Here is a 25,884-nt window from a genome sequence, read left to right on the forward strand (position 1 = left end):
GCCGCCCTCACGACGACCAGATCTGTGCCGGCCGTCGCCGCCCTCACGACGACCAGATCTGTGATCGACATCACCTGCGAGAACCACCTGCCCGCGGCGGCTGTCTTACGACCGGACACCCTCGAGAAGCAACAGCTGGACGAGGCGACCATGACCGCTCTTCCACAGGCAACAACGGGAAAGGTTACTCATGAAACTGACCGTCAAAAGTGCAGCGGTGGCGGCTACCATCGCTGCCACCGTCGTGCTGGCGGCCCCGGTGACAGCGTCCGCCGCTGACCCCAAGGACGGCTATCTGGGAGGCAAGGTCTACCTCTTCGACGGCCACGATCTCACCGGGGACGCACTGGCACTCGCGCCGGCGGACATCCCCTACATCGACTGGGCGTGGAACGACCGGGCCAGTTCGGTGTGGAACCTCACCAGCGGTCAGGTCTGCATCTACACCGATGCCGACTACCACGGCTACCACTTCAGCATCCCCGCGGGGGGCAAGCAGGAACTTCTGTTCCTCTACGACAACTCGGTGTCCTCCATCTCGGTCGGTGGCTGCGGAGGCTGAGCCGGCTGATCGACCGATCCCGGCGTCCGCCCGCTCAGCGCGGGTGGACGCCGGGATGTGGCCCGATGGCCCCGCGGTGAGCCAGCCGGAGGCACTGGTGCCGGCGACGTTGAAGATGCCGACGAGTGCGAGCAGGGTCGATGCGGTGGTGGTGGCCATGCCGTGGTCGTGGGCGGCGGGGGTGAAGTGGGTCCACATGACGCCGTTGGTGGTGGCGCCGCAGATCGCGAAGGTGGCGGCCAGCAGCCAACGGGCGGGCGTGAGGCACCGAGGGGCCGGTGGCGCTGTCCAGCCACGCGGTGACGTGGCTGCGGGCGGAGGAGATCTCCTCCATCCGCGCTGGGCCTGGTGGACCCGCCGGGCTGCCGGTGAAGTGGACAACGCTGCGCGTCAGTGCGCCTGGTCGCCCACCGGCACTCCGGCCTCCAGGTTCAGCACGGTGGACCGCTCGCGGGCGCGCAGGGCCCACCGGAGCCGTTCGAAGCGGGTCGGCGGGAGCAGGAGCGCCGCCTCCTCCTCGGTGACGAACCGCCAGCCGCGCAGCTCCGCGCCCGGCAGGAGCAGCCGTGCGGCCTCGTCGCCGTGCAGTCGGCCGCCGTCGAACAGGAAGCGCAGCCCTCCGTACGCCGGCCGCTTCGGGGCCTCCCAGTCGACCACCAGCAGCTTCGGCTCCGCGGTGAGGCGGAGCCCCAGTTCCTCGGCGACCTCGCGGACACCGGCCTGGGCCGGGGCCTCGCCCGCCTCCACCACTCCCCCGGGAAACTCCCAGCCCGGCTTGTAGGTGGGGTCGACGAGCAGAACCCTGTCCTGCTCGTCGAAGAGCAGGACCCCGGACGCGACGGTCTCCGCACGCGGTTCGGGGGTCTGGACTATCCCGCACTCCTTGGCCTCGCCGGTGCGCAGTGCCTCCGCTATGCGCTCCGCCGTCTCGAACGGAGTGAGGGCGCTGGTGTCGATCGTGAGGGCGTCCGCGCCGATCCATCCGAGAGCCGCGCGGTAGGGCTCCATGTGCGCGTACGCCCACTGCCGGATCCGTTCGCTGTGCTCGGGATCGCCGGGGAATTCCTCACGCCCGGCTATCCGCTCACGCAGGATCGTTTCCTCAGGTGAGAGCAGTACATGGCGCACCGGAATCCGCCGCGAGGCGAGCCCGCCGAAGATCTCGTCGCGGTAGTCCTGCCTCAGCAGTGTCATCGGCACCACCAGCACCCCGGAGAGCTCGGCGAGAAGCGCCGCCGCCGTGTCGACGACCAGACGCCGCCAGATCGGCAGGTCCTGGAAGTCGGTCACCTCGGCGAGCTTCTTCTGGGGAAGCAGCTCGCGCAGTCCCGCTCCGACCAGCTCCGGGTCGTAGAAGGTGCTGTTCGGGATCAGATCGATCAGTTCGCACGCGGCGCTGGTCTTGCCCGCACTGAACGCACCGTTGATCCAGACGATCACGGGTCCCCCTCTTCCGTAGCCCCCTGTGGCTTGCCCGCAACACCCCGCTGCGGAAACCCCGTCGGGGCGCGCGGTTGCGCCGGGATGCCGCCGGAGGACCGCAGGGGCGTTCACTGTACGAGTCCGGCCGTAACGAGGTGCCGCCGACCGTCGTTGGAGCGGACAGCCACTGGAACGACGAGGGGGTACGCGGTGCGCCGCACGGTACTTGAGCAGTTTCCCGCGGGTGGGCCCCGCGGCAGTCGGCCCGCGGAGGAGTTCGCGGCGGCCCGCCGCGGCGAGGGGACGCCCGCCGAGGTGGTGATGGACATGGAGCGCGACGCGTTCCTGGTGGTGGTGCCCCAGCAACCCACGGACCGGAGCAGCTGACCCCGGCACCACAAGCACCACAGGCTCACTACCGGCACCACAGGTACCACAGGTACCACCGGGAGCCGTCCCCGCCATCGGGCGGAGCGCCGGCCCGCACGCGCCTACTGCGCGGCCACGGCCCGTACGCCGTTCGCGCCGCCGGGACGCACCGTGGAAGCGGCCGCAGCCGCCCCCACGAGGCCCGCGTCGGTGCCCATGACGGCAGCGGTCACCGTGAGTCCCTCGACGAAGGAGAGCGTGGCGTAGTCGCGCAGGGACCTGCGCAGCGGCGCGAAGAGCACCTCGCCCGCGCCCGCGACTCCCCCGCCGATCACCGCGATGTCGATGTCGGCGAGCGTGGCGGTGGCGGCGATTCCGGCGGCGAGCGCCTGGGCGGCCCGCTCGAAGGAGGCGACCGCGACAGGGTTCCCGGCCCGCGCGGACGCGGCGACGGCCGCTGCCGTGACGTCACCGTCCGGGCCCGGCCGCCAGCCGTTCTCCAGGGCCCGCCGGGCGATGTTGGGGCCGCTGGCGAGGCGTTCCACGCACCCGCGCGCACCGCACGGGCAGAGGTCGCCGTCCAGGTCGACGCTGATGTGGCCGATGTGGCCCGCGTTGCCCGAGGGGCCGGGGTGCAGCTTTCCGCCGAGTACGAGGCCGCCGCCGACGCCGGTGGAGACGACCAGGCACAGCGCGTTGTCGTACCCCCGGGCCGCGCCCAGCCAGTGTTCGGCCGCCGTCATCGCGACCCCGTCACCCACGAGCGCGACCGGCAGGCCGCCCGTCGCCGCGCCCACGCGGTCGACCAGCGGAAAGCCGCGCCAGCCCGGGACGTTGACCGGGCTGACCGTGCCCGCGGAGGCGTCCACGGGCCCGGCGCTGCCGATGCCGACCGCGCCGGCCCGGTGCCAGAGGGGGGAGGCCGTGAGTTCGGCGAGGACGTCGCTCACGGCGCCCATCACCGCCTCGGCTCCCTCCCGTGCGGGTGTGGGCCGCTGGGCCCGTACGAGAAGGGATCCGCCGCCGTCCACCAGAGCCCCGGCGATCTTGGTACCGCCGATGTCGAGCGCGGCGACGAGGTCGGTATGCATCGGTGTGGACTCTCCGGAGGGGTGAGGCGCAGGACCTGCGGCTTCAGTCTTATGGTCCACCCAGTCTCCATTCTCTTGACAACGTTGTCCAGGGCCTATGCTCGACGCCACAGCACCCGGACCCGCCTACGGGGGGCCGGAACCACCCGTTCCCGACGACAGGACAGCGCACCGTGGCCGAGACCGCCCGTCACTCCGAGTCCCGCTACGGCAACAGGCCGACCATGAAGGATGTGGCGGCCCGTGCCGGTGTGGGCCTCAAGACGGTCTCCCGGGTGGTGAACAGCGAGCCCGGGGTCACCCCCGACACCGAGCGCCGCGTGCAGGAGGCGATCGAGGCGCTCGGCTTCCGCCGCAACGACAGCGCGCGCGTCCTCCGCAAGGGCCGCACCGCGTCCATCGGCCTGGTCCTGGAGGACCTCGCCGACCCGTTCTACGGCCCGCTGAGCCGCGCCGTTGAGGAAGTGGCCCGCGCCCACGGGGCCCTGCTGATCAACGGCTCCAGCGCCGAGGACCCGGAGCGCGAGCAGGAGCTCGTCCTGGCGCTCTGCGCCCGCCGGGTGGACGGACTCATCGTGATCCCGGCGGGGGACGACCACCGCTATCTGGAGCCCGAGATGAAGGCGGGCATCGCCACGGTGTTCGTCGACCGCCCCGCAGGGCGGGTCGACGCGGACATGGTCCTGTCGGACAGCTTCGGCGGCGCACGCGCCGGGGTCGCCCATCTGATCGCGCACGGCCACCGCAGGATCGGCTTCGTCGGCGACCAGCCGCGCATCCACACCGCGACGGAACGACTGCGCGGTTACCACGAGGCCCTGTCGGACGCCGGGATCGAGGTGGCCGAGTCCTGGGTCTCCCTCGGACCGACCGATCCGGCACGGGTCAGGTCCGCGGTCGAGACCATGCTCTCCGGCCCCGAGCCGGTGACCGCGGTGTTCGCGGGCAACAACCGGGTGACGGTCACCGCCGTGCGTGTCCTCGCGGAGTGCGAACGCCGGATCGCCCTGGTCGGCTTCGACGACATCGAACTGGCCGATCTGCTCGGCATCACGGTGATCTCCCAGGACGCCGCGGCCGTCGGCCGCACGGCGGCGGAACACCTGTTCCGCCGCCTCGACGGCGCGGGTCACGCACCTGTCAGGGTGGAGCTCCCGACCCGGCTCATCCCCCGTGGCTCGGGAGAACTGCCTCCCGCGCCGTAGCCGCTACGGCGCCGTCACGGTCAGACCGCCGCGCCGGGGTGAGGCGAAGCCGTCCAGGTCCGCGCGGGTCAGACCGGTGAGCCCGGTGACCTCCTCGGCGTCCAGGGCACCGCAGTCGATCCCGCGCAGCAGGTACCCGCTGAGCGCCTTGGCGGTGGCGGGCTCGTCCATGACGTCCCCGCCCGCCTTGGCGACGTAGGCGGCCAGCCGGGCCGCGGCCTGGCCCAGGCCCTCGCGGTAGAAGGTGTAGACGGCCGCGTAGCGGGTGGGCAGATGGCGCGGGTGCATGTCCCAGCCCTGGTAGTAGGCGCGGGCCAGGGCGCGGCGGGTGAGGCCGTAGTGCAGGCGCCAGGCGTCGTGGACCTGCTGGGCGGGCCCGACGGGCAGCACGTTGGTGGAGCCGTCGCAGACGCGTACGCCGGTGCCGGCCGCCGCGACCTGCATGACAGCCTTGGCGTGGTCGGCTGCGGGGTGGTCACTGGCCTGGTAGGCGGGGCTGACACCGACGCAGGCGCTGTAGTCGAACGTCCCGTAGTGCAGCCCGGTCGCCCGGCCCCGCGCGGCGTCGATCATGCGGGCCACGGCGGCGGTGCCGTCGGCGGCCAGGATCGACTGGCTGGTCTCGATCTGGATCTCGAACCCGAGGCGCCCGGCCGGCAGGCCATGGGTCTCCTCGAAGGCTTCGAGCAGCCGCACGAAGGCGGTGACCTGCTCGGGGTACGTCACCTTGGGCAGCGTCAGCACGAGCCCGTCGGGCAGGCCTCCGGCCCGCATCAGCCCGGTGAGGAAGATGTCCGTGGTGCGGATGCCCCGGTCACGCACGGCGGCTTCCATGCACTTCATGCGGATGCCCATGTACGGGGCCGCGGTCCCGTCGCCGTACGCCGCGGCGACCAGTCGGGCCGCGCGGGCCGCGGCCTCGTCCTCCTCGGCGTCGGGGCGCGGCCCGTAGCCGTCCTCGAAGTCGATGCGCAGGTCTTCGACGGGTTCACGCTCCAGCTTCGCGCGCACCCGGTCGTGGACGGGCCCGGCGAGCTCCTGCGGGATGCCGAGGATTCCGGCGAGAGCGGCGGCGTCGGGAGCGTGCTCGTCGAGGGCGGCGAGCGCCTGTTCGCCCCAGGAGCGCAGGGTGGTGGCGGTGAAGTCGTCGGCGGACACGTAGACGGTGTGCACGGGCTGGCGTGTGCCGGGGTCTCCCGGGTAACGACGGGCGAGTTCGGCGTCCACCGCCGCGAGGGAGGCGCCGATCTCCTCACCGACCGTGCCGGCGAGGCTCGTTGCCACCTTCTCCTGCTGACCCATGACCGTACCCTCCATGATTCGACTATTTCCGCTTCCCGGAATCCTGCATCCGCATAGTGAAGTTATAAGGCGCCTGGTCGTGCGTCAATGGTGATCGGAAACGGCCCGGGGCCGCGCGGTGAGAACACCACGCGGCCCCGGGCCGTCGTACGGGCTTGGCTTCCCGCGGGTCAGCCCTTGCGGGACTTGACCTCGTCGGTGAGCTGCGGGACGACGTCGAAGAGGTCGCCGACGACGCCGTAGTCGACGAGGTCGAAGATGGGGGCTTCGGCGTCCTTGTTGACCGCGACGATGGTCTTCGAGGTCTGCATGCCCGCGCGGTGCTGGATCGCGCCGGAGATGCCGGAGGCGATGTACAGCTGCGGCGAGACCGACTTGCCGGTCTGGCCGACCTGGTTGGTGTGCGGGTACCAGCCGGCGTCGACCGCGGCACGCGAGGCGCCGACGGCCGCACCGAGCGAGTCGGCGAGGGCCTCGATGATCGCGAAGTTCTCCGCGCCGTTGACGCCACGGCCGCCGGAGACGACGATCGCGGCCTCGGTCAGCTCGGGGCGGCCCGTCGACTCGCGCGGGGTGCGGGAGAGGACCTTGGTGCCGGTCGCCGTGGCCGAGAAGGAGACCGTGAGGGCCTCGACGGTGCCGGCGGCGGGGGCGGCCTCGACGGCGGCCGAGTTCGGCTTGACCGTGATGACCGGAGTGCCCTTGGAGACACGGGACTTGGTGGTGTACGAGGCGGCGAACGCCGACTGCGTCGCGACCGGACCCTCGGCACCGGCCTCGAGGTCGACGGCGTCGGTGATGATGCCCGAGCCGATACGCAGCGCGAGACGCGCGGCGATCTCCTTGGCCTCCGCGGAGGAGGGCAGGAGCACGGCGGCCGGGGACACCGCGTCGTAGGCGGCCTGGAGGGCGTCGACCTTGGGTACGACGAGGTAGTCGGCGAACTCGGCGGCGTCCGCGGTGAGCACCTTGACCGCGCCGTGCTCGGCGAGCACGGCGGCGGTGTCGGCGGCACCGTTGCCCAGCGCGAGGGCGACGGGCTCACCGATGCGGCGGGCGAGCGTCAGCAGCTCCAGCGTGGGCTTGCGGACGGCACCGTCCACGTGGTCGACATAGACGAGAACTTCAGCCATGGGACTTCAATCTCCTGCGTGCGAGAAAGTGCGGGGCGGTGGAGGGAACAGCCGGGGCTCAGATGAACTTCTGGCCCGCGAGGAACTCGGCCAGCTGCTTGCCGCCCTCACCCTCGTCCTTGACGATCGTGCCCGCGGTGCGGGCGGGGCGCTCGGCCGCGGAGTCGACCGCGGTCCAGGAGCCGCCGAGACCGACCTCGTCCGCCTCGATCTCCAGGTCCTCCAGGTCCAGGGCCTCGACCGGCTTCTTCTTGGCCGCCATGATGCCCTTGAAGGAGGGGTAACGGGCCTCGCCCGACTGGTCGGTCACGGAGACCACGGCCGGCAGGGACGCCTCGAGCTGCTCGCTCGCGGAGTCGCCGTCGCGGCGGCCCTTGACCGTGCCGTCCTCGACCGAGACCTCGGAGAGCAGCGTGACCTGCGGGACACCGAGGCGCTCCGCGAGCAGTGCCGGCAGCACGCCCATGGTGCCGTCGGTCGACGCCATGCCGCAGATGACCAGGTCGTAACCGGTCTTCTCGATGGCCTTGGCCAGCACCAGAGACGTGCCGATGACGTCGGTGCCGTGCAGGTCGTCGTCCTCGACGTGGACGGCCTTGTCGGCGCCCATCGACAGCGCCTTGCGCAGCGCGTCCTTGGCGTCCTCGGGGCCCACCGTGAGCACGGTGATCTCCGCGTCGTCCGCCTCGTCGGCGATCTGCAGCGCCTGCTCGACGGCGTACTCGTCGAGCTCCGACAGCAGACCGTCGACGTCGTCACGGTCCAGGGTCAGGTCATCGGCGAAGTGCCGGTCGCCGGTGGCGTCGGGCACGTACTTCACACAGACAACGATCCTCAAGCTCACGCCGGCTCTCCTACTGCATCGTCATTTCTGGGCTGCCTTGTTGCACGCAGCATAGGCGCCTTATCGGGCGGTTTCCGGTCGGGGCGACCGAGGTCCCAGTGCGATATTACTCGCCAGTACACCCAGTACGTTACCCATAAGCAAGCGCTTGGAACTGTGACGTAGCCAACGGACTGCGCCCCGGTGACGCCTTGCTCGCCCTCAGTCTCGCAGAGCCGTGAAACGGCCCTGGTGGTAGACCAGCGGGCGGCCGCCTCCCGAGGGGTCCCCGGCGACCACCTGGGCGATCACGATGCGGTGGTCGCCCGCCGGGATCCTGGCCACCACCCGGCAGACCAACCAGGCCACCACACCGCCCAGGAGGGGAACTCCCTCCGGACCGGTGCTCCAGTCGGTGGACGGGCCGAACCGGTCGGCGCCACTGCGGGCGAACCTCGCGGCGAGCTCCTGCTGCCCCTCGCCGAGTATGTGCACGCCCACATGCTCCGCCTCCGCGACCACGGGCCAGCTGGAGGACGAGGTGCCCACACCGAAGGAGATGAGGGGCGGCTCGGCGGCCACGGAGTTGAGGGAGGTGGCGGTGAAGCCGACCGGACCCGCGCCCGCGGCGGTGATCACGGCGACCCCGGCCGCGTGCTGCCGGAAGACGGAGCGGAGGAGTTCGGGGGTGGCCGTGAGAGGAGAACGGAGATCGGGCGAGGCCGTCATGGAAAGGTCCTTCTGCGAGGGGGCGTACGGGGCCGAGGGTGTTTCAGACACCCGGACAGCGCGCGCTCGCGTAGCGCACCAGGTCGACATGGACCCGGCCGAAGAGAAGGAGTTGTGGCGGCATAGCGTCAGACTGACGATGCGTGGTGCGCACAGTCAAGTGCGTTCCGTCATGTGGGAGAAGCGTCACGGTCCGTCATATCGCCTGCCCCAGGGCCGCGACCACGTCCGCCGTACGCGGCTGGCCGGCCGCCCTGCGGACGATGCGGCCCGACGCGTCGAGCACCAGGACGGTGGGCGTCCGGCTGATGCCGAGCCGCCGCACGAGAGTGAGATGCGCCTCGGCGTCGATCTCCACATGGGCGACGCCCTCGACCATCCCGGCCACCTCCGCGAGCGTGCGCCGGGTCGCGCGGCAGGGTTGGCAGAACGCGCTCGAGAACTGGACGAGAGTCGCCCGTTGCCCCAGTTCCGCGCCGAGTTGGACCCCGTCCAGCCTGCCGTCCGCCATCTGCCCGTCCATCCCTGTCTCCTCCCGAGAGCTCTGCGCAGAGGGTCAGCACCGGGCGACCTCATTACATTCCCGGATGATTCACGTGACGAGAATCTCTCGCGCCGGAGCCTTAGGGGCTGGCCACGGCGTCGCACATGGGGCACGATCGCCCCAATGCCGAAAACCTACGGCTGCGTAACTTCCGCCGGGAGAACCCTCCCCAGGCATTGAAGAAGGGTCTTCATCCAGATGGCAGAACTCGTCTATCGGCCGGTCATCGGCGCCGCTCGCACGCTGTTCAAGGCGCTCGACCTGAAGATCGACACCCAGGGTTCGGAGCACATCCCGAAGACCGGTGGCGCGGTTCTGGTCAGCAACCACATCAGCTATCTGGACTTCATCTTCACCGGACTCGGTGCCCTGCCGCAGAAGCGGCTCGTCCGCTTCATGGCGAAGGACTCGGTCTTCCGGCACAAGGTCTCGGGCCCTCTGATGCGGGGAATGAAGCACATCCCCGTCGACCGCAACCAGGGCGAGGACGCCTACGCGCACGCGCTCGCGTCGCTCCGGGCGGGTGAGATCGTCGGCGTGTTCCCCGAGGCGACCATCTCGCAGTCCTTCACCCTGAAGAGCTTCAAGTCGGGCGCGGCGCGGCTGGCGCAGGAGGCCGGCGTACCGCTGATCCCGATGGCGCTGTGGGGCACCCAGCGCCTGTGGACCAAGGGCCGGCCGCGCAACTTCCGCCGCAGCCACACCCCGATCACCATCCGCGTGGGCGAGGCCGTGGAGGCCCCGGCCGACCAGTACGCGGGCGCGATCACCCGCCGGCTGCGCGAGCGCGTCCAGGAGCTCCTCGAATCGGCCCAGCGCGCCTACCCGGTGCGCCCGAAGGACGCGAGCGACACCTGGTGGGTCCCGGCCCACCTGGGTGGTACGGCTCCGACGCCCGCCGAGGTGCGCGAGCGCGGCTGACCCCGGCCGCCACAGGCGGAGGAAACGTCACACCGGCCCGTGGGGGCGCGGATCGCGCCCCCACGGGCCGGTGTGCTTCCCGGACAGCTCGGCGAGGCCGGTGACCGCCACCGGAGGCTCGGCGGCCCCGCCCTCCCGCGGGCGCACCGACGGACGGCGCCTGGCGGAAGGGTCGCCGGTGGAAGGCGAGCCTGTGGAAGGTGCGCCGGCCTCCGACCGGACGGAGGACGCCCCGGCCTCAGAGCTCGGTGGGGAGGTTCCGGGACAGGTCCGCCCGGTCCCCCGCGCCGCGCAGCGCACGCAGCACCGCCGGATGCGGGACGTCGTGGACCACCGGGTAGTCGATCTCGCCGAACTCCGGCCGGGCAGCCCAGACCAGCCGCTCCTCGTCGGCCGAGAACCGGACACCGCCCCCCGGCCCGCCGCCGCGCGGGTCCTGCCGGACCCACCGCTCACGTCCGGGAAGCCGCACCGCGACCAGACCGTGGACGACGGGGTCCGCGCCCTCGTCGGAGAGCCGCTGATAGCAGAGGCCCGCGGGGACGCCCCCGGCGCGGAGCAGGGCGGTCAGGGCATGGGCCTTGGCGTGACAGATCCCGGTACGGGCGGCGAGCACGTCCGAGGCGCGCCAGGTGACCCGCGGGTCACCGGTGTCCACCGAGTGGGGCACGACGTCGCGTACGAACGCGAAGGCGGCAGCTGCGTATGCATATGCATCACCCGACTCTGCCCCGAGGATCACTGCGGTATCCCGCACGAGCGGATGGCGATGGTCGATGACCTCGTCCTCGGCAAGATACGCCGAAATTTCGGGAGTGTGCTGGATCAGCTCCATGCCCGGAAAGCGTAGCGGTGCGGCCGACCAGGTGCAATACTTTTCCGGTCGGCCGCATATATATTCCGCCTCGCTATCTGGCCATCTCTTCCTTGAGCGCGAGCACGAAGGCGTCGACGTCCTCCTCACGGGTGTCGAAGGAGCACATCCACCGGACATCGCCGGCCGCCTCGTCCCAGAAGTAGAAGCGGAACCGCTTCTGCAGCCGTTCCGACACCTCGTGCGGCAGCCGCGCGAAGACGGCGTTCGCCTGGACGGGATAGAGGATCTCCACGCCGTCCACCGCGCGCACCCCCTCGGCCAGGCGCTGCGCCATGGCGTTGGAGTGCCTGGCGTTGCGCAGCCACAGGTCGCGCGAGAGCAGCGCCTCCAGCTGGACCGAGACGAAGCGCATCTTGGAGGCCAGCTGCATCGACAGCTTGCGCAGGTGCTTCATGGCCCGGACCGAGTCCGGGTTCAGGACGACGACCGCCTCGCCGAAGAGCGCGCCGTTCTTGGTGCCGCCGAACGAGAGGACGTCGACGCCGACCACATTGGTGAACGCGCGCATCGGCACGTCCAGCGACGCGGCGGCGTTGGCTATCCGGGCACCGTCGAGGTGGACCTTCATGCCCCGCTCATGGGCGTGCTCGCAGATGGCGCGGATCTCGTCGGGCGTGTAGACGGTGCCGAGCTCGGTGTTCTGGGTGATCGAGACGACCTGCGGCATCGCGCGGTGCTCGTCGTCCCAGCCGTACGCCTGTCGGTCGATGAGCTCGGGGGTCAGCTTCCCGTCCGGGGTCGGGACGGTGAGCAGCTTCAGTCCGCCCATCCGCTCCGGCGCGCCGCCCTCGTCCACGTTGATGTGGGCCGACTCGGCGCAGATCACCGCACCCCAGCGGTCCGTCAGCGCCTGGAGGGCGACGACGTTGGCCCCGGTGCCGTTGAAGACCGGGAAAGCCTCGGCCGTCGGGCCGAAGTGGCTGTGCATGACCCGCTGGAGGTGCTCCGTGTAGTCGTCCCCGCCGTAGGCGACCTGGTGGCCGCCGTTGGCGAGGGCGAGGGCGGCGAGGATCTCCGGATGCGCGCCCGCGTAGTTGTCGCTCGCGAAGCCGCGCTCCTGCGGATCGTGATGACGTCGCGCATCGGTTCTTACGGTTGCGGGGTCAGCCACAGACGCTTTCCGTTCACTTCTCCGGCGGGCTCGTCCCAGACTCCGGCGATGGCCTCGGCCAGCTCCTTGACGTCGGTGAAGCCCGCGAACTTCGCATTCGGGCGCTCGGCGCGCATCGCGTCGTGCACCAGAGCCTTGACCACTAGGATCGCAGCAGCCGCCTTCGGGCCGGCGTCGCCCCCCGCCTTGCGGAAGGAGTCCGCGAGGGCGAGCGTCCACGCCTCGGCCGCCGCCTTGGACGCCGCGTAGGCGGCGTTCCCCGCGGTGGGGCTGCTCGCCCCGGCCGCGCTGATCAGCACGTAACGGCCGCGGTCGCTGCGCCGGAGCACGTCCTGGAAGGCGAGCGAGGTGGACTGGACGGTGCGGATCAGGAGCTTCTCGAGGAAGTCCCAGTCGGCGAGGCTGGTGTCCTCGAAGCCGGCGCCGCCGCGCCAGCCGCCCACGAGGTGGACCAGTCCGTCGACGCGGCCGAACTCCTTCTCCGTCTTGACGACCCACTCCTGGGTGGCCCCCAGATCGAGGAGGTCGACCGTGTCACCGGTGACCGTCGCCCCGCCGTGTGCGTACCGCGCCGCGTCGACGGCTTCCACCAGTCGCTCGGGATTGGCGTCGGACGCCACCACGGTCGCGCCCGCCTCGGCGAGCCGGAGCAGCGTCGCCCGGCCGGCGGGACCCGCCGCTCCGGCCACCGCGACCACCGCGCCCTCCAGCGCACCGCTGTCGGCCCTGCCTGTTCCGTTCATCGCCACCGCCTCCTGGGAACGCGCGCTCACGCAGCTGCCCGCCCGGCATCCGTCGCAGTGATCCCCTTGGTGGAGGCGATCACATGCTTCAGTTTCTTCGAAAGCGCCTCATAGAACATGCTCAGGGGAAACTCGTCCGGAAGCACGTCGTCGACGAGCTTGCGAGGGGGCTGATCCAGGTCCAGCGCGTCCGGGCCCTTGGCCCAGCGGGAGCCCGGGTGGGGGGCGAGATAGGTCGCGACCAGGTCGTACGCCGCGAACCAGTGCACGAGCTTGGGGCGGTCGATGCCGTCCCGGTAGAGCTTCTCGATCTCCGCGCAGAGCTGGTTGGTGACCTGCGGGGCGCGGGACCAGTCGATGCGGAGCGTGTTGTCGGTCCAGCGGACGACGTCGTGCTTGTGGAGGTAGGCGAAGAGCAGCTGACCGCCGAGGCCGTCGTAGTTGCGTACCCGCTCGCCGGTGACGGGGAAGCGGAACATGCGGTCGAAGAGCACCGCGAACTGGACGTCACGGCCCTGGGCGACGCCCTCGCTCTCCAGCTTCACGGCCTCCTTGAAGGCGGTGAGGTCGCAGCGCAGCTCCTCCAGGCCGTACATCCAGAACGGCTGGCGCTGCTTGATCATGAAGGGGTCGAACGGCAGGTCGCCATGGCTGTGGGTGCGGTCGTGGACCATGTCCCAGAGCACGAACGCCTGCTCGCAGCGCTTCTGGTCGCCGATCATCTCGCGGATGTCGTCGGGCAGCTCGACGCCCAGCAGGTCGACGGAGGCCTCGGTCACGCGGCGGAAGCGGGCGGCCTCGCGGTCGCAGAAGATGCCGCCCCAGCTGAAGCGCTCCGGCGCCTCGCGCACGGCGATGGTCTCGGGGAAGAGGACCGCGGAGTTGGTGTCGTAGCCCGAGGTGAAGTCCTCGAAGGTGATGCCGCAGAACAGCGGGTTGTCGTAGCGCGTGGCCTCCAGATCGGCGAGCCACTCGGGCCAGACCATCCGCAGCACGACCGCTTCGAGGTTGCGGTCCGGGTTGCCGTTCTGGGTGTACATCGCGAAAACGACCAGGTGCTGGACACCGTCGGCGCGGTTCCGGGCGGGCTGGAAGGCGAGCAGCGAGTCCAGGAAGTCCGGGACACCGAAGCCGTCGGCGGACCAGCGGCGCAGGTCCTCGACGAGCGCGCGGTGGTACGCCTCGTCGTGCGGGAGCAGTGGGGAGAGCTGCTCGACGGCGGTGGTCACGCGGGTGACGACGGCCTCGGCCTGCGCGGCGGTGGGGGCTCCTTCCGCCGTGAAGTCGATGGAGCCGTCCTTGGACTGCCAGGGGCGGAGCTCTTCGACGGCACTCTTGAGCGAGGGCCATGCCGGATGCTCCACGACCCGCTGGGCAGTAGTTATCGCGCCGGTGGCGGTCGCATGCTCAAGAATTTCCGTCATAACACTTCCTTCACGGGAGAACCTCGCGTCAAGTAACCGTATCCATGTACGGCTCCTTCGGACAAGTGGAGGACAGAAAATTATCCTGCCCTCCCCCCATGGTCACCGTTATTTTTCCTGCCACACATCCCTGGGACAACTTCTTCCGCCGGACTGGCCGCGCGGACTCGGTCCCGCACGCGAGAACTGGTTCCCTGTGGGTAGGAGCCGCAGGCTGGACGGGAACGACGGACGGAAAGCGGGAGTGCCTTGAGTTTTCTCACCATCGGTCATCGCGGGGTCATGGGCGTCGAGCCGGAGAACACGCTGCGCTCGTTCACGCGCGCGGAACAGGCCGGCATGGACGCCGTCGAGCTGGATCTTCATCTGAGCAAGGACGGCGCGCTCGCCGTCATGCACGACGCCGACGTGGAGCGCACGACGGACGGGCGGGGGCTGATCGCCGACAAGACGCTGGCGGAGCTCCGGGAGCTCGACGCCGGCGGGGGCGAAAGGGTGCCCGTGTTCGAGGAGGTCCTCGACGCGGTCGGCTCACCCCTCCAGGCCGAGATCAAGGACGTCGCCGCGGCCCGGGCGCTGGCCGAGGTGATGCTGCGGCGCGATCTGGCCGGCCGGGTCGAGGTGTCCTCGTTCCACGACGAGGCGGTCGCCGAGATCGCTCAGCTGGTACCGGGAGTGCGGACGGTGCTCATCGCCAGCCGCTGGGAGAGCGATGTGGTGGAGCGGGCGAAGGCGGTGGGTGCGGCGACCCTGGCCCTGAACATCCGCCGCCTCACCCTGGAGGTGGTCGAGCGTGCGCACACGGAGGGCCTGAAGGTGATCGGCTGGGTGGTGAACACCCAGGACCACCTGCGTCTGGTGCGCGCCCTGGGCCTGGACGGCGCGACGACCGACTATCCGGAGATCCGCAGGGCGGGCCGCTTCACCGCCTGATCCACCCCGGTCCGCGGCGCCGCCCGGCCCCGCTCGGTCCTACAGGTCCTTGACCAGCAGCTCGAAGGCGAGGTCGTCGCGCTGCGGGATGCCGAAGCGCTCGTCGCCGTACGGGAAGGGCGTCAGCTTTCCCGTACGGCGGTAGCCGCGGCGCTCGTACCAGGCGATCAGCTCCTCGCGGACCGAGATCACCGTCATGTGCATCTCGCCGACACCCCAGTCCTCGCGTGCCGTGCGCTCCGCCTCGGCGATGATCACCTTGCCCAGGCCCGCCCCCTGCAGCTCCGGCCGGACCGCGAACATGCCGAAGTAGGCCGCCTCGCCCCGGTGTTCGAGCTGGCAGCAGGCGACCGGCTCGCCGTCCCGCTCGGCCACGAGGACCCGCCCCGAAGGGCTCTCCAGCACCTCGCGCACCCCGGCCGCGTCGGTGCGCTGTCCCTGGAGGATGTCCGCCTCGGTGGTCCATCCGGCCCGGCTCGCGTCTCCCCGGTAGGCGGATTCGACGAGCCCCACGAGGACGGGCACGTCGGCCTCGGTCGCGTCGCGGAAGGTGAGGTGTACCCGGGCCGAGGCCGGTGCGATGTCCATGTGGCTTTCTCCGGTGGTGTTGCTGCCGACGGTGCCGTCCGAGACTAACGCGGCCCCGGCCGCCCCCCGCAGGCCCGGGCGCGCTCCCCCAGTACTCCAATGCGCCCCGGTAGGCGCAGGCGGAACGGGGCATCGATGGGACGACACCGGCGTCATTCGTCGTAGGGGGAGGTGCGCCGTGCACGGACCGGCGCTGTCCGGCTGGCTGCTCATGGTGCTGTGCGGGTTCACGGGGGCGTACTGCCTGCTGCGCACCCGAGAAGGCACCGAGCGGGAACGCCGAGCGGCACGCGGGGAGGCGGTGATGGGTTTCGGAATGGCCGCGATGGCGGTGCCCGCCGCCCTGCTTCCCCTCCCGGAGTGGACGTGGGCGGTGTACGCCGTCGTGTTCGGCGCCGCGTCGCTGCGCGCGCTGGTGTACGCCGCGCGGGGCGGCGGCCACCACTGGCATCACCTGGTCGGTTCGCTGGCGATGGTCTACATGGCCGTCGCGATGGCTCCGGGCGCGGCTCACGTGGCGGGCGGCCATCTGGCGCACGGGGCGGGGGCGGCGGGCTCCGCCGGCGGCGTCCCGGTGCTGACGGGGGCGCTGCTGGCCTACTACGCCCTCTACGTCCTGCGTGCGGCGGGACGTCTGATACCCGCTCCGGCACCCGCCGGAGTGCCGGCCGGCGGGGGGATCGCCGGCGGCACGGCGGGCTCCGCCTGGGGCGCGAGGCCCGAGATGGCGCTGGCGTGCAGGCTGACGATGGGGATAGCCATGTTCGCCATGCTGCTCACCCTGTGAGACGGCTGGCCCGTCGGACCGTGTCCTGCGTCACTTGGCGCGCGTGGCCATACCCGTGGACAGTGCGGCGCTCATAGGCTGACGCCCATGTTGGTCTCCCTCGCGCTGCTGCTGCTCGGCGCCTTGGCCGCGGTCGTGGCCCCGGGCCTGATGGCGAGGGCCCGATGGCCGGAGCGCGAGCCGGTCGTGGCCCTCTGGGTCTGGCAGTGCGTGGTGGCGGGCGTCCTGCTGTCCTTCGGGCTCTCCATGACGCTGAGCGCGGCAGCCGCCTGGCAGGCGGTGCGCGGCCATGTCTTCGCGCCCGCACCGCACGCCGTGGTCGAGGCGTACGCCCTGGGCGCGTACGGCCCTTGGTCGGCGGTCATCGCGGTGCTGCTGGCACTCGGCGGGGTGTGGACCGCGGCCATGCTCGTACGGGAGATCCACCGGGCCCGGGTGCGTCGCAGGCAGCGGCGACGCGAACTGCTGGTCCGGTCCCCGCTGATGCCCGGCGAGGAGCCCGGCAGCGGGCGCCTCGTGGTGCTGGAGGGCGAGCGTCCGGACGCGTGGTGGCTGCCGGGGGCGGCTCCTCAACTGGTCATCACCACCGCGGCACTCGGACGCCTCAAGGGCCGTCAGCTCGACGCGGTGCTCGCGCACGAGCAGGGGCACGCTCAGGCGCGCCACGACTGGCTCCTGCACTGCTCGGGCGCGCTCGCGTCCGGCTTTCCGCAGGTACCGGTGTTCGCCGCGTTCCGCGACGAGATGCACCACCTCGTCGAACTGGCCGCGGACGACGTGGCGTCGAGGCGCTTCGGGCGCCTCACGATCGCGCTCGCCCTGGTCGAACTCAACGAGGACCGCGGGGTGTTCGGCCCGTGTCCCACGCCCGACGCACACATGCCCCTCAGGGTGAACCGCCTGCTCGCGCCGGTGGAGCGGCTCACCGCGGGCCGTCGGCTGCGGCTGACGGCCGCTGCCGCGCTGGTGCCCGTCGTGCCACTGCTCGTGGCCTTCGTACCGGGGCTCAGCGCGCTGGGTTAGCCTCCCGGACGCATCGTCCGCGAGGATCGTCCCCATGCACTCCCCTCCCCATCTCCCGCGCGCCCGGCCTCCCTTCCTCGTCACCGGCCTGGTCTGCGCCGCCCTGGCCCTCGTCCTGACCGTGCTGGTCGCGGTGCGCTGGTCCCCCCTGGTGTCTCTGGACGGCGTCGTGGCCGACGCCCTGCACCGTGACGCGGTGGCCGAACCAGGGCTGGTCCATGTCAACAGGGTGCTGACGGACTGGGTGTGGGACCCCTGGACGATGCGCGCCCTGACCGCCGCGGCCGTGATCCTGCTGTGGTGGCGCGGGGCGCGTGTGCTGGCCGGGTGGGTGGCGGCGACCAGCCTGTTCGCGACGCTGCTCCAGCAGGGCCTGAAGGCGGCGGTGGGCCGGGAGCGTCCCCGGTGGCCCGACCCCGTGGACTCGGCGAACTACGCGGCCTACCCCTCGGGGCACGCCATGACGGCTGCGGTGACCTGCGGGCTCCTGATGTGGCTGCTGCGCCTGCACGGTGCGCCTCCCGCCGTGTGGTGGGGCTCACTGATCCTCACCGCGGTCTCGGTGGCCGGCGTCGCCTTCACACGCCTCTACCTGGGCGTGCACTGGATGAGCGACGTGCTGGGCGGGGTGCTGCTCGCGGGAGCCGTGGTCGCGCTCTCCGTCGCCGGATACGGCGCGTCCACGGCGCGGCGCACGGCGGGTGGCGAGGAGCCGCCCTTGTAGGGCCTCGCCCGGAGCCACGATGATCGGACCATGCGGATCAAGGGTGTACTTTTCGACTTCTCCGGGACCCTCTTCCGGATCGAGCCGGTCACATCGTGGCTGCGCGCCGTCCTCGACGCCCGGGGCATCGCCGTGGAGCAGGACGACTTCGAGCGGTTCGCGCACCGGCTGGCGGAAGCCGGTGCGCAGCCCGGAGGCCCCCGGCCCGTGGCCGTTCCCCCGGCGCTGGCCGAGGTCTGGGCCCTTCGCGACAGCAGCGCGAAGACCCACAGGGAGGCCTTCACCGGCGCCGCGCGCCAGGTCCCCCTTCCGGACCCCGTCCTCTACGACGCGCTGTACGAGCGCCATATGGACCCGACGGCCTGGCAGCCGTACCCCGACGCGGCGGACGTGCTGCGCGGGCTGCGTGACAACGGCACGTCGATCGGTGTCGTGAGCAACATCGGCTGGGATCTGCGCCCCGTCTTCCGCGCGCACGGCCTGGACGAGCTGGTCGACGCCTATGTCCTGTCCTACGAGCACGGTGTCCAGAAGCCCGACCCCCTGCTGTTCCGTACGGCGTGCACGCTGCTGGGGCACGATCCCGCGGATGTGGTCATGGTCGGTGACGACCGCGAGGCGGACGCGGGGGCGGCGGCTGTGGGGTGTGAGGTGCGTTTCGTCGACCACCTGCCCGTGTCCCGGCGGCCGGACGGGCTCAGGTCCCTCGGCCTGCTCGATCGCACGGGAGAGGGGTACGCTCCGCGCGCCTCGTGAAGGATTCCGGCGGACGGTGTGAGGGATATCCCTGTCCCGGAAGGGGACTCGCGACCCGATGGGGGTTTAGTTTGGTGGACATGTCCCCGTATCCGAACACGTCCGTCACCGCGCGCCCCGCCTCCGTCGTCAACGAAGAGATTCGCGACCTGTGGCAGCGCTCGGGCGGACTGCTGTCCCCGGACGAGGAGAGGCTGTACCAGCGTCTGCTGGTGGAGTGGGCCACCGCCGCGGGCACGAGCGTCCGCCCGGCGGCCTGAGCTTCCGCGCGGCCGCCTGCCTTCCGTCCGGCCCTCCGAAGACTTCCGCGCCCGCCCTGATGACTTCCGGGCAGCGCACGGCGCTCCTGATTCCGGCGATCCCCCGCATCGCCGGAATCAGGGGTACAGCATGTCCCCGTGCCGCCCACGGGTCAATCGGATAGACGCGCCCCGCCGGGCGGAGACTCCCGGCGGGGCGCTTGCGTTCATCTGCGTGGGAAGCGGGTGGGTCAGCGGTCGAAGTAGTCCGGCTGCGTCTGGACGTTGAGCTCCTTCAGCCGCACCTTCTTCGCCGGGTCCGTCCGCCGGTCGTCGAGCTTCAGGACGTCGAAGCCCTTGGCGATGTCGTTGGAGTAGATGTAGCCGTTGTAGTAGTACGCCGACCACGGGCCGGCCGTGGTGACCGCCGCCGTGGAGATGGGACCGCGCTCGAAGTACGCGATCTCCTTCGGCTTGGAGGAGTCGGTGAAGTCCCACACGGAGACGCCGCCCTGGTACCAGGCCTGGACCATCAGGTCACGGCCCTTGACCGGGATGATCGAACCGTTGTGCGCGACGCACACCTCGGTGTCCGCCTGGGGGCGGTCGATCTTGAAGTAGCTGCGGAAGACCAGCTTGCGGTTGTCGCCCTTGCCCGTGATGTCGTAGACACCGTCGGCCCCGCGGTTCGGTCCGGTCGCCTCGTTGCAGGTGGCCGCACCGCCGCCGCCGAGCTCGTCGGTGAACACCACCTTGTCCGCGCCCTGGTTGAAGGTCGCGGAGTGCCAGAACGCGAAGTTCACGTTGTCCTGGACCCGGTCGATGATCCTCGGGTTCTCCGGGTCCTTGATGGAGAAGAGCAGACCGTCACCCATGCACGCCCCGGCCGCCAGGTCCTTCGACGGCAGGACGGTGATGTCGTGGCATCCGGTCGTCTTCGAGACGCCGGGGTTGATCGGCGCGCCCGGGTTTCCGCCGTCCGGGAAGAGGACGGGGAAGTTCACGATCCGGGCGTCCTCGGGAGCACTGCGCGGCACCTTGATGACGGAGATGCCGTCGTGCGGCGGCTGGCAGTCCGGGAACGTCTCGTTGGGTGAGTAGGAGGAGACGTAGACGTAGACGCTCTTGCGCTCGGGAATGATCGTGTGGGTGTGGGAGCCGCACGCGGTCTCGACGGCGGCGACGTACTTCGGGTTGCGCTTGTCGCTGATGTCGAAGACCTTCATGCCCTCCCAGGAGGACTTCTCCGTGGCCGGCTGGGTGGTGCTGGCACAGGAGTTGTCGCTGCGCGAGGAGTCGGTCGACAGGAAGAGGAGGTTCCCGGAGACCGAGATGTCGTTCTGCGATCCGGGGCACAGGACCTGCGCGACGGTCCTCGGCTTCCTCGGGTTGCGGATGTCGAAGATCCGGAAGCCGTCGTAGTTTCCGGCGAACGCGTAGTCGCCCTGGAAGGCCAGGTCCGAGTTGGTGCCCTTGAGCGCGTCCTTGGGGATGTTCGCGAGGTGCTCGATGTTGGAGCTGTGGACGATCTCGTCCACGCCGGGTATCTCGCCGCTCTCGATCGCGGCGCGTGCTTCGGCCTGCTCGCTCACGGAGACACCGCTGCGGGTGGTGGCGGTGTCGCCCGGGTCGGGGGTCGCGGCCGCGGGTCCGGCCGTGAACAGTGTGGCGATGAGCCCGGCCGCGGCTGCCGCCACACCTAGACGTCTGCGCCGCACGCTGGTGGTGTGCAACGAGGTCACTGTGTCCTCCCTTGTATCCGTCCGTCGAAGAACGGTGCATGGACCCCGGCAGTATCGTCCATATCATGTACACACCAACAGGTGGCAACAGAGACGTAATAGAAGTTTTTGATCACCGGCCGGTGGAAGGTGCTAGGACGGTCGGCGACACACTCGTGCGGCAATGGAGGTCAGCGTGTTGATCCACCGTCGGAACGCGCACGCGCGCGCAGCCGCCCTGGCTGCCACGCTCACGGCTGCCGTTATCGTCCTGTCGGGCTGCGACGGGAGCAGCGACGACGCCGGGGCGAACACGGGGGCGGACAAGGGCCCTTCGGTCGTGGCGCCGGGGAAGCCCGGCGAACCCGCGAGGACGCTGTCGGCCGAGGAGGCGGCGAAGGAGGTGGGCGACGACACCCCCAACTCCGCCGACTTCCGTTATGCCCGGATGATGATCGAGCACCACGAACAGGCCATCGTGCTCACCGCACTCGTCCCCGGCCGGGCGTCCTCACCGTCCGTCGAACGGCTCGCGAAGCGCATATCGGCAAGCCAGCAGCCCGAGATCGGCGCCATGGAAGGCTGGCTGAAGAACAACGGCGGGGACGGCCGCGAGGAGACGCACGAGGACCATGCCGCGATGCCCGGCATGGCGACGGACCAGCAGATCGAGCGGTTGCGCGCCGCACGCGGCAAGGCCTTCGACACGCTGTTCCTGGACCTGATGATCACCCACCACCAGGGCGCGGTGACCATGGCGACCGAGGCGCTGGCGGACGGCAACAACGTACTGGTGGAGGAGATGGCCAACGACGTCGTCGCCCAGCAGACCGTGGAGATCGACCGGATGCGCGGTCTGATGACCTGACGCACCACGCCGGTCCACCGGGCCCGCGCTCCTCCCCGCTTCCGCCCGTCGGTGCCATGCTGGAGGCATCCTGCGGGAAGAGGTGCGCCGTGCTCCGTGTCGCCGTCGTCGGTTCGGGTCCCAGCGGGGTCTACACCGCCCAGGCCCTGTTGCAGCAGTCGCGGGTTCCGGACGTGCGGGTGGATGTGCTGGACCGGCTGCCCACCCCGTACGGGCTGGTGCGCTACGGGGTGGCGCCCGACCACGAGAAGATCAAGTCGCTGCAGAGCAGCCTCCGGGCGGTCCTGGAGGACGAGCGGATCACCTTCGCCGGCCATGTGGAGGTCGGCGGCGAGGGCGGGCTGTCACCCGCCCGGCTGAAGGAGCTGTACCACGCGGTGGTCTACTGCGTCGGAGCGGCGGCCGACCGGCCGCTCGCCGTTCCCGGCGAGGGACTGCCGGGCAGCTTCTCCGCCACCGAGTTCGTCTCCTGGTACAGCGCCCATCCCGACGCCGGGGGCTTCGCGCTCCGCGCGCGTTCCGCCGTGGTGGTCGGGATCGGCAACGTGGCGGTGGACGTGGCCCGGATCCTGGCCCGGGGCGCGGCGGAGCTGCGGGGTACCGACGTGCCGCCGGCCGCACTCGACGCGCTCGGGGCGAGCCGGGTGCGCGAGGTGCACATCGTGGGCAGGCGCGGCCCCTCCCAGGCCAGGTTCACCACCAAGGAGCTGCGCGAGCTCGGGGCGCTGCCGCGGGCACGGATCGTCGTGGACGGCGCGGAACTCGCCCTGGATCCGGCCTGCACCGCTCCCCCGGACGGCCCTGGCGCGGCACCCCTTCCCGCCGTGGTCCGGCGCAATCTGGAGGTACTGCGCGGCTGGTCGGCCGCCCCGCCTCCCGCCCCGGCGGACGGCCGGGAGCGCCGCATCCGGCTGCGCTTCTTCCTGCGCCCGGCCGAGCTGCTGGAGCGGGACGGACGGGTGTCCGGGGTGCGGTTCGCGCGGACCGTCCCGGACGGGGCGGGTGGCGTGCGGGACACGGGGACGTACGAGGACATCGAGGCGCAGCTGGTGCTGCGGGCCGTGGGCTACCGGGGGACGCCGCTGCCCGGGCTGCCCTTCGACCCGGTGCGCGGCACGGTGCCGCACGCGGGCGGCCGGGTGCTCAGGGACGGGGTCGCGTCGCCCGGGGAGTACGTAGCCGGGTGGATCAAGCGCGGCCCCACGGGCGTCATCGGCTCGAACAGGTCGTGCGCGAAGGAGACGGTTGCCTCGCTGCTCGCGGACGCTCCGCTGCTGGCCCGCCGGGAGGTCTCCCCCGACCCGCTGGCCGCGCTGCGGGCTCAGGGGCTGCGGCCTGTGGAGTGGGCCGGCTGGCTGTCGATCGAGCGGGCCGAGTCGGCGCTCGGCCGGTCGCTGGGCCGTGGGCAGGTGAAGATCCCGGACTGGCCGGGACTGCTCGACGCGGCACGCGACGAGGGCGGCCGGTGACACGACCGCGGCGGCGCGGGGAAGGCGGCCGGTCGCACGACCGCGGCGGTGCGAGGAAGGCGGCCGGTGACGCGACGAGGACGGCGCGAGGAATGTGGCCGGTGTCGCGGTACGCGGTGAACCCGGCCGGTGACCCGCCGGCGCGGCGTCAGTCCTCGCCGAACCGCTTCGTCTGGAGGTCGGCCGCCCCGAGGACACTGTCCAGCAGGCCGGGGAAGAGGGCGTCCAGGTCCTCCGTGCGCACACAGCTCAGCTTCGCCGTCCCCCGGTAGAACTGCGTGATGACGCCGTTCTCGCGGAGCACCCTGAAGTGGTGCGTGGTGGTGGACTTGGACACCGGGAGGTCGAAGCGGGAACAGGCCAGGTCGTCGGTCGCGCCGGCCAGCTGCCGCACGATCCGGAGCCTGACCGGGTCCGAGAGGGCATGGAGCACGCCCTCGACGCGGATCTCCTCGCGCGAGGGATGGGCGAGCACGCGAGCAGCGTTCGTCGTCACGTTTGCTCCACTTCGTACAGGGGCCTTCATTGTACGAGAGTCATCGTAATTTTATCCACGGGCGGCCACCACGAGCCGGGCGCGGGGGCTGCCGTCCGGCCTCCGGCCGAGCGCCTCCAGCGGCAGCAGCCGCACCTCGAATCCGGTGCGTACGAGGTCGTCCACCACACCGGCGAGCGGGAACGTGCGGTAGTACATGATGAAACGCGGGTGCCACAGGGCGTTGCGCACCCGCATCGCCACGTCGAAGCCGAGGAGAGACCAGTAGGCCCGGGAACCCACCGCGGGCGGCGCGCCCACCGGGAAGACGAACACTCCGCCCGGCCGCAGCGACGCGTACACCTGGTCGAACAGCGTGGGGCGTTCCTCCGGCAGGAAGTGGCCGAACGCCCCGAAGCTCAGGGCCAGGTCGAACGCCGGCGTGAACGGCAGCGCCCGGGCGTCGGCCCGCACCCAGTCCACCGCCGGCCCCTGGGCAGGTGCGGAGGGACCGGTGTGCGCGGACCGCGCCACGCCGAGCATGCCGGCGCTGAAGTCGACGCCGGTGACCCGCTCCCGGCAGAGCTCCCGCAGGACGCCCACGCCCGCGCCGGTGCCGCAGCAGACGTCCAGGCCCCGGTCGAAGGGCCCGAGCGGCCGGACCGCGTCGGCGACGGCGTCGAGCACACGGTCCGGGGTCCGGTAGGGCGTCAGGTCGAACTTCGGGGCGAGCAGGTCGTATCCGCGCATCGTCGAGGAGAGCGCTTGTACGGCCAGTTCGCGCAGCGTGGGGCCCTCGGGAATCGGCATCGCCGCTCAGCGTACCCACTGAGGCCGGGTCACACGGCGTAGCCGTACGGCAGGGGCAGCTCGATGTCGCCGTCCAGGGCGCGCGAGGCGTTGCGGGCGAAGTAGGGGTCGCGCAGCATTTCACGGCCGATCAGGACGGCGTCCGCGCTGCCCTCGGTCAGGATCTTCTCGGCCTGGACGGGGTCGGTGATCAGCCCGACGGCCGCCACCGGGAGGCCCGTCTCCGTGCGCACCCGCTCGGCGAAGGGCACCTGGTAGTTCGGCTCGACGGGGATGCTCGCCCGGGGCGCGAGCCCGCCGGTCGAGACGTCGAGCAGGTCCACTCCGCGGGCGAGCAGCTCGCGGGCGAAGAGGACGGTCTCGTCGGGCGTCCAGCCCTCACGCGGGTCCTCCGGGTTCTCCGTCAGCCAGTCCGTGGCGGAGATGCGGAAGAACAGCGGGAGTTCCTCGGGCCACACGGCGCGCACGGCGTCGACGACCTCGAGGGCGAATCGGGTGCGGTTCTCGAAGGAGCCGCCGTAGGCGTCTGTGCGGCGGTTGCTTTCCGGGGAGAGGAACTCGCCGATCAGATAGCCGTGCGCCCCGTGGATCTCGGCGACCTGGAAGCCGGCGTCGAGCGCCCTGCGGGCGGCGTCGGCGAACTCGCCCACGATCCGCCGGATGTCGTCGGTGCCGAGCTCGGCGGGCACCGTGTGCCCCTCGTCGTAGGCGACGGCGCTCGGGCCGACCGGCCGCCAGCCCTCGGGGTCGTCCACGGCGACGGGGCCGCCGCCGGCCCAGGGGCGGCCGGTCGACGCCTTGCGCCCCGCGTGCGCGAGCTGGATGCCGGGGACCGTGCCGTGCGAGGCGAGGAACGCGGTGATACGGCGGAACGCCTCCACCTGCCGGTCGTTCCAGATGCCGAGGTCGGCGGCGCTGATCCGGCCCTCCGGGCTGACGCCGGTGGCCTCCACGAGGACGAGCCCGGTGCCGCCGACCGCGCGGGAGGCGTAGTGCGTGAAGTGCCAGTCGTTGGGCACACCCGCGTCGGGGCCGGTCCCTTCCGCGCTGTACTGGCACATGGGGGCCATCCAGATGCGGTTGGGAATGGTCAGCGACCGCAGGGTGTAGGGCTCGAACAGTGCACTCACAGGGGGCTCCGATTCACGGGGTGCGAAGGGCGGCACGACGGACCGGGCATGCCGGACCGCCGCTTCGTACGAAGTTCACCGTACTACGAGGAATACCGTACTACG

At 71.3% G+C, this 25,884-nt stretch carries 29 protein-coding genes and 1 pseudogene; 12 read left to right on the forward strand and 18 right to left on the reverse strand.

Going from position 1 to position 25,884, the window contains the following annotated elements:
- Window positions 1-217 precede the first annotated feature (217 nt).
- Window positions 218-562 (forward strand): peptidase inhibitor family I36 protein, encoded by a 345-nt coding sequence (locus AMK10_RS23145; protein ID WP_073749813.1) that lies wholly within the window; start codon window positions 218-220, stop codon window positions 560-562.
- A 75-nt stretch (window positions 563-637) separates the two neighbouring features.
- On the opposite strand, the pseudogene AMK10_RS38170 reads toward AMK10_RS23145, so the two are convergent.
- Both AMK10_RS38170 and AMK10_RS23155 read right to left on the reverse strand, forming a co-directional pair.
- Window positions 638-820 (reverse strand): annotated as a pseudogene (locus AMK10_RS38170) (MFS transporter); the annotation flags it as partial.
- 132 nt (window positions 821-952) lie between these two features.
- Complete coding sequence (locus AMK10_RS23155; RefSeq protein ID WP_073749814.1) at window positions 953-2,002, reverse strand: NUDIX hydrolase; 1,050 nt, start codon at window positions 2,000-2,002, stop codon at window positions 953-955.
- Between the two features lie 192 nt (window positions 2,003-2,194).
- On the opposite strand from AMK10_RS23155, the gene AMK10_RS37745 reads away from it, so the two are divergent.
- On the forward strand, window positions 2,195-2,371 hold the full coding sequence (locus tag AMK10_RS37745) for a hypothetical protein (RefSeq protein ID WP_198959765.1): 177 nt from the start codon (window positions 2,195-2,197) through the stop codon (window positions 2,369-2,371).
- Between the two features lie 104 nt (window positions 2,372-2,475).
- Here AMK10_RS37745 and AMK10_RS23160 read toward each other — a convergent pair whose 3' ends face one another.
- Entirely contained in the window at window positions 2,476-3,444 is a 969-nt protein-coding gene (locus AMK10_RS23160) for an ROK family protein (protein WP_073749815.1), read from the reverse strand.
- A gap of 173 nt (window positions 3,445-3,617) precedes the next feature.
- On the opposite strand from AMK10_RS23160, the gene AMK10_RS23165 reads away from it, so the two are divergent.
- Window positions 3,618-4,649 carry a LacI family DNA-binding transcriptional regulator gene (locus AMK10_RS23165; RefSeq protein WP_073749816.1) on the forward strand — a complete coding sequence of 344 codons (1,032 nt, stop codon included), beginning with the start codon at window positions 3,618-3,620 and terminating at the stop codon, window positions 4,647-4,649.
- 3 nt (window positions 4,650-4,652) lie between these two features.
- Here AMK10_RS23165 and AMK10_RS23170 read toward each other — a convergent pair whose 3' ends face one another.
- From AMK10_RS23170 to AMK10_RS23190, 6 genes are all read right to left on the reverse strand, one after another.
- Window positions 4,653-5,951, reverse strand: coding sequence for a DUF6986 family protein (locus AMK10_RS23170; protein WP_073750169.1), 1,299 nt, complete (start codon window positions 5,949-5,951; stop codon window positions 4,653-4,655).
- Window positions 5,952-6,121: 170 nt separating this feature from the next.
- Entirely contained in the window at window positions 6,122-7,084 is a 963-nt protein-coding gene (locus AMK10_RS23175) for an electron transfer flavoprotein subunit alpha/FixB family protein (protein ID WP_073749817.1), read from the reverse strand.
- 58 nt (window positions 7,085-7,142) lie between these two features.
- Window positions 7,143-7,928, reverse strand: a complete 786-nt coding sequence (locus AMK10_RS23180; RefSeq protein WP_073749818.1) for an electron transfer flavoprotein subunit beta/FixA family protein — start codon at window positions 7,926-7,928, stop codon at window positions 7,143-7,145.
- Window positions 7,929-8,129: 201 nt separating this feature from the next.
- Window positions 8,130-8,636, reverse strand: a complete 507-nt coding sequence (locus AMK10_RS23185) for a flavin reductase family protein (protein ID WP_073749819.1) — start codon at window positions 8,634-8,636, stop codon at window positions 8,130-8,132.
- 43 nt (window positions 8,637-8,679) lie between these two features.
- Window positions 8,680-8,760, reverse strand: coding sequence for a putative leader peptide (locus AMK10_RS38725; RefSeq protein WP_382567217.1), 81 nt, complete (start codon window positions 8,758-8,760; stop codon window positions 8,680-8,682).
- Window positions 8,761-8,832: 72 nt separating this feature from the next.
- Entirely contained in the window at window positions 8,833-9,159 is a 327-nt protein-coding gene (locus AMK10_RS23190; RefSeq protein ID WP_073749820.1) for a TlpA family protein disulfide reductase, read from the reverse strand.
- A 219-nt stretch (window positions 9,160-9,378) separates the two neighbouring features.
- On the opposite strand from AMK10_RS23190, the gene AMK10_RS23195 reads away from it, so the two are divergent.
- Entirely contained in the window at window positions 9,379-10,101 is a 723-nt protein-coding gene (locus AMK10_RS23195; protein ID WP_073749821.1) for a lysophospholipid acyltransferase family protein, read from the forward strand.
- 238 nt (window positions 10,102-10,339) lie between these two features.
- Here the strand turns inward: AMK10_RS23195 and AMK10_RS23200 are convergent, their stop codons facing one another.
- The 4 genes from AMK10_RS23200 to AMK10_RS23215 all read right to left on the reverse strand — a co-directional run bounded on the left by AMK10_RS23200 (window position 10,340) and on the right by AMK10_RS23215 (window position 14,256).
- Window positions 10,340-10,936, reverse strand: a complete 597-nt coding sequence (locus AMK10_RS23200; protein ID WP_073749822.1) for a transglutaminase-like domain-containing protein — start codon at window positions 10,934-10,936, stop codon at window positions 10,340-10,342.
- A gap of 73 nt (window positions 10,937-11,009) precedes the next feature.
- Window positions 11,010-12,089 carry a threonine aldolase family protein gene (locus AMK10_RS23205; RefSeq protein WP_073749823.1) on the reverse strand — a complete coding sequence of 360 codons (1,080 nt, stop codon included), beginning with the start codon at window positions 12,087-12,089 and terminating at the stop codon, window positions 11,010-11,012.
- Window positions 12,068-12,832, reverse strand: coding sequence for an SDR family oxidoreductase (locus AMK10_RS23210; protein ID WP_073749824.1), 765 nt, complete (start codon window positions 12,830-12,832; stop codon window positions 12,068-12,070). Before AMK10_RS23210 ends, AMK10_RS23205 begins: the two co-directional genes overlap by 22 nt.
- 26 nt (window positions 12,833-12,858) lie before the next feature.
- Complete coding sequence (locus AMK10_RS23215; RefSeq protein WP_073749825.1) at window positions 12,859-14,256, reverse strand: DUF6421 family protein; 1,398 nt, start codon at window positions 14,254-14,256, stop codon at window positions 12,859-12,861.
- Between the two features lie 282 nt (window positions 14,257-14,538).
- Here AMK10_RS23215 and AMK10_RS23220 point away from each other — a divergent pair, with 282 nt between their 5' ends.
- Complete coding sequence (locus AMK10_RS23220) at window positions 14,539-15,189, forward strand: glycerophosphodiester phosphodiesterase (protein WP_073749826.1); 651 nt, start codon at window positions 14,539-14,541, stop codon at window positions 15,187-15,189.
- A gap of 39 nt (window positions 15,190-15,228) precedes the next feature.
- Here the strand turns inward: AMK10_RS23220 and AMK10_RS23225 are convergent, their stop codons facing one another.
- Window positions 15,229-15,777, reverse strand: a complete 549-nt coding sequence (locus AMK10_RS23225; RefSeq protein ID WP_073749827.1) for a GNAT family N-acetyltransferase — start codon at window positions 15,775-15,777, stop codon at window positions 15,229-15,231.
- A 178-nt stretch (window positions 15,778-15,955) separates the two neighbouring features.
- Between AMK10_RS23225 and AMK10_RS23230 the strand changes: the two genes are divergently transcribed.
- The 5 genes from AMK10_RS23230 to AMK10_RS23250 all read left to right on the forward strand — a co-directional run bounded on the left by AMK10_RS23230 (window position 15,956) and on the right by AMK10_RS23250 (window position 19,327).
- Window positions 15,956-16,564 carry a DUF5134 domain-containing protein gene (locus tag AMK10_RS23230; RefSeq protein ID WP_073749828.1) on the forward strand — a complete coding sequence of 203 codons (609 nt, stop codon included), beginning with the start codon at window positions 15,956-15,958 and terminating at the stop codon, window positions 16,562-16,564.
- Between the two features lie 87 nt (window positions 16,565-16,651).
- Entirely contained in the window at window positions 16,652-17,587 is a 936-nt protein-coding gene (locus AMK10_RS23235) for a M56 family metallopeptidase (RefSeq protein WP_073749829.1), read from the forward strand.
- Between the two features lie 34 nt (window positions 17,588-17,621).
- A complete protein-coding gene (locus AMK10_RS23240) occupies window positions 17,622-18,311 on the forward strand; it encodes a phosphatase PAP2 family protein (RefSeq protein ID WP_073749830.1) in 690 nt (229 codons plus the stop codon).
- Window positions 18,312-18,341: 30 nt separating this feature from the next.
- Entirely contained in the window at window positions 18,342-19,067 is a 726-nt protein-coding gene (locus AMK10_RS23245) for an HAD family hydrolase (RefSeq protein ID WP_073749831.1), read from the forward strand.
- Window positions 19,068-19,147: 80 nt separating this feature from the next.
- Window positions 19,148-19,327, forward strand: coding sequence for a hypothetical protein (locus tag AMK10_RS23250; protein ID WP_073750170.1), 180 nt, complete (start codon window positions 19,148-19,150; stop codon window positions 19,325-19,327).
- A 230-nt stretch (window positions 19,328-19,557) separates the two neighbouring features.
- On the opposite strand, the gene AMK10_RS23255 is transcribed toward AMK10_RS23250, so the two are convergent.
- On the reverse strand, window positions 19,558-21,048 hold the full coding sequence (locus tag AMK10_RS23255; RefSeq protein ID WP_073749832.1) for an LVIVD repeat-containing protein: 1,491 nt from the start codon (window positions 21,046-21,048) through the stop codon (window positions 19,558-19,560).
- 163 nt (window positions 21,049-21,211) lie between these two features.
- On the opposite strand from AMK10_RS23255, the gene AMK10_RS23260 reads away from it, so the two are divergent.
- Together AMK10_RS23260 and AMK10_RS23265 are read left to right on the forward strand one after the other, a co-directional pair.
- Complete coding sequence (locus AMK10_RS23260; RefSeq protein ID WP_073749833.1) at window positions 21,212-21,895, forward strand: DUF305 domain-containing protein; 684 nt, start codon at window positions 21,212-21,214, stop codon at window positions 21,893-21,895.
- An 89-nt stretch (window positions 21,896-21,984) separates the two neighbouring features.
- Window positions 21,985-23,364 carry an FAD-dependent oxidoreductase gene (locus AMK10_RS23265; protein WP_073749834.1) on the forward strand — a complete coding sequence of 460 codons (1,380 nt, stop codon included), beginning with the start codon at window positions 21,985-21,987 and terminating at the stop codon, window positions 23,362-23,364.
- Window positions 23,365-23,512: 148 nt separating this feature from the next.
- On the opposite strand, the gene AMK10_RS23270 is transcribed toward AMK10_RS23265, so the two are convergent.
- The 3 genes from AMK10_RS23270 to AMK10_RS23280 are packed head-to-tail and all read right to left on the reverse strand — an operon-like array spanning window position 23,513 to window position 25,779.
- Window positions 23,513-23,890, reverse strand: a complete 378-nt coding sequence (locus AMK10_RS23270) for an ArsR/SmtB family transcription factor (RefSeq protein ID WP_198959766.1) — start codon at window positions 23,888-23,890, stop codon at window positions 23,513-23,515.
- A 21-nt stretch (window positions 23,891-23,911) separates the two neighbouring features.
- Window positions 23,912-24,649, reverse strand: coding sequence for a class I SAM-dependent methyltransferase (locus AMK10_RS23275; protein ID WP_073749836.1), 738 nt, complete (start codon window positions 24,647-24,649; stop codon window positions 23,912-23,914).
- 29 nt (window positions 24,650-24,678) lie between these two features.
- A complete protein-coding gene (locus AMK10_RS23280) occupies window positions 24,679-25,779 on the reverse strand; it encodes an NADH:flavin oxidoreductase/NADH oxidase (protein ID WP_073749837.1) in 1,101 nt (366 codons plus the stop codon).
- Between the last annotated feature and the right edge of the window lie 105 nt (window positions 25,780-25,884).

This window comes from Streptomyces sp. CB02058, assembly GCF_001905505.1.
GTDB lineage: Bacteria > Actinomycetota > Actinomycetes > Streptomycetales > Streptomycetaceae > Streptomyces.

What these genes read in the sequence shown, in the direction of transcription:
- AMK10_RS23185 (WP_073749819.1), bottom strand. Translation starts at nt 8,636, where the DNA reads ATGACGGCCTCGCCCGATCTCCGTTCTCCTCTCACGGCCACCCCCGAA.
- AMK10_RS23190 (WP_073749820.1), bottom strand. Translation starts at nt 9,159, where the DNA reads ATGGACGGGCAGATGGCGGACGGCAGGCTGGACGGGGTCCAACTCGGC.
- AMK10_RS23260 (WP_073749833.1), top strand. Translation starts at nt 21,212, where the DNA reads ATGGAGGTCAGCGTGTTGATCCACCGTCGGAACGCGCACGCGCGCGCA.
- AMK10_RS23275 (WP_073749836.1), bottom strand. Translation starts at nt 24,649, where the DNA reads ATGCCGATTCCCGAGGGCCCCACGCTGCGCGAACTGGCCGTACAAGCG.
- AMK10_RS23170 (WP_073750169.1), bottom strand. Translation starts at nt 5,951, where the DNA reads ATGGGTCAGCAGGAGAAGGTGGCAACGAGCCTCGCCGGCACGGTCGGT.
- AMK10_RS23200 (WP_073749822.1), bottom strand. Translation starts at nt 10,936, where the DNA reads ATGGAGCTGATCCAGCACACTCCCGAAATTTCGGCGTATCTTGCCGAG.
- AMK10_RS23220 (WP_073749826.1), top strand. Translation starts at nt 14,539, where the DNA reads ATGGGCGTCGAGCCGGAGAACACGCTGCGCTCGTTCACGCGCGCGGAA.
- AMK10_RS38725 (WP_382567217.1), bottom strand. Translation starts at nt 8,760, where the DNA reads ATGCCGCCACAACTCCTTCTCTTCGGCCGGGTCCATGTCGACCTGGTG.
- AMK10_RS23225 (WP_073749827.1), bottom strand. Translation starts at nt 15,777, where the DNA reads ATGGACATCGCACCGGCCTCGGCCCGGGTACACCTCACCTTCCGCGAC.
- AMK10_RS23215 (WP_073749825.1), bottom strand. Translation starts at nt 14,256, where the DNA reads ATGACGGAAATTCTTGAGCATGCGACCGCCACCGGCGCGATAACTACT.
- AMK10_RS23175 (WP_073749817.1), bottom strand. Translation starts at nt 7,084, where the DNA reads ATGGCTGAAGTTCTCGTCTATGTCGACCACGTGGACGGTGCCGTCCGC.
- AMK10_RS23245 (WP_073749831.1), top strand. Translation starts at nt 18,342, where the DNA reads ATGCGGATCAAGGGTGTACTTTTCGACTTCTCCGGGACCCTCTTCCGG.
- AMK10_RS23240 (WP_073749830.1), top strand. Translation starts at nt 17,622, where the DNA reads ATGCACTCCCCTCCCCATCTCCCGCGCGCCCGGCCTCCCTTCCTCGTC.
- AMK10_RS23160 (WP_073749815.1), bottom strand. Translation starts at nt 3,444, where the DNA reads ATGCATACCGACCTCGTCGCCGCGCTCGACATCGGCGGTACCAAGATC.
- AMK10_RS23195 (WP_073749821.1), top strand. Translation starts at nt 9,379, where the DNA reads ATGGCAGAACTCGTCTATCGGCCGGTCATCGGCGCCGCTCGCACGCTG.
- AMK10_RS23270 (WP_198959766.1), bottom strand. Translation starts at nt 23,890, where the DNA reads ATGAAGGCCCCTGTACGAAGTGGAGCAAACGTGACGACGAACGCTGCT.
- AMK10_RS23250 (WP_073750170.1), top strand. Translation starts at nt 19,148, where the DNA reads ATGTCCCCGTATCCGAACACGTCCGTCACCGCGCGCCCCGCCTCCGTC.
- AMK10_RS23235 (WP_073749829.1), top strand. Translation starts at nt 16,652, where the DNA reads ATGTTGGTCTCCCTCGCGCTGCTGCTGCTCGGCGCCTTGGCCGCGGTC.
- AMK10_RS23210 (WP_073749824.1), bottom strand. Translation starts at nt 12,832, where the DNA reads ATGAACGGAACAGGCAGGGCCGACAGCGGTGCGCTGGAGGGCGCGGTG.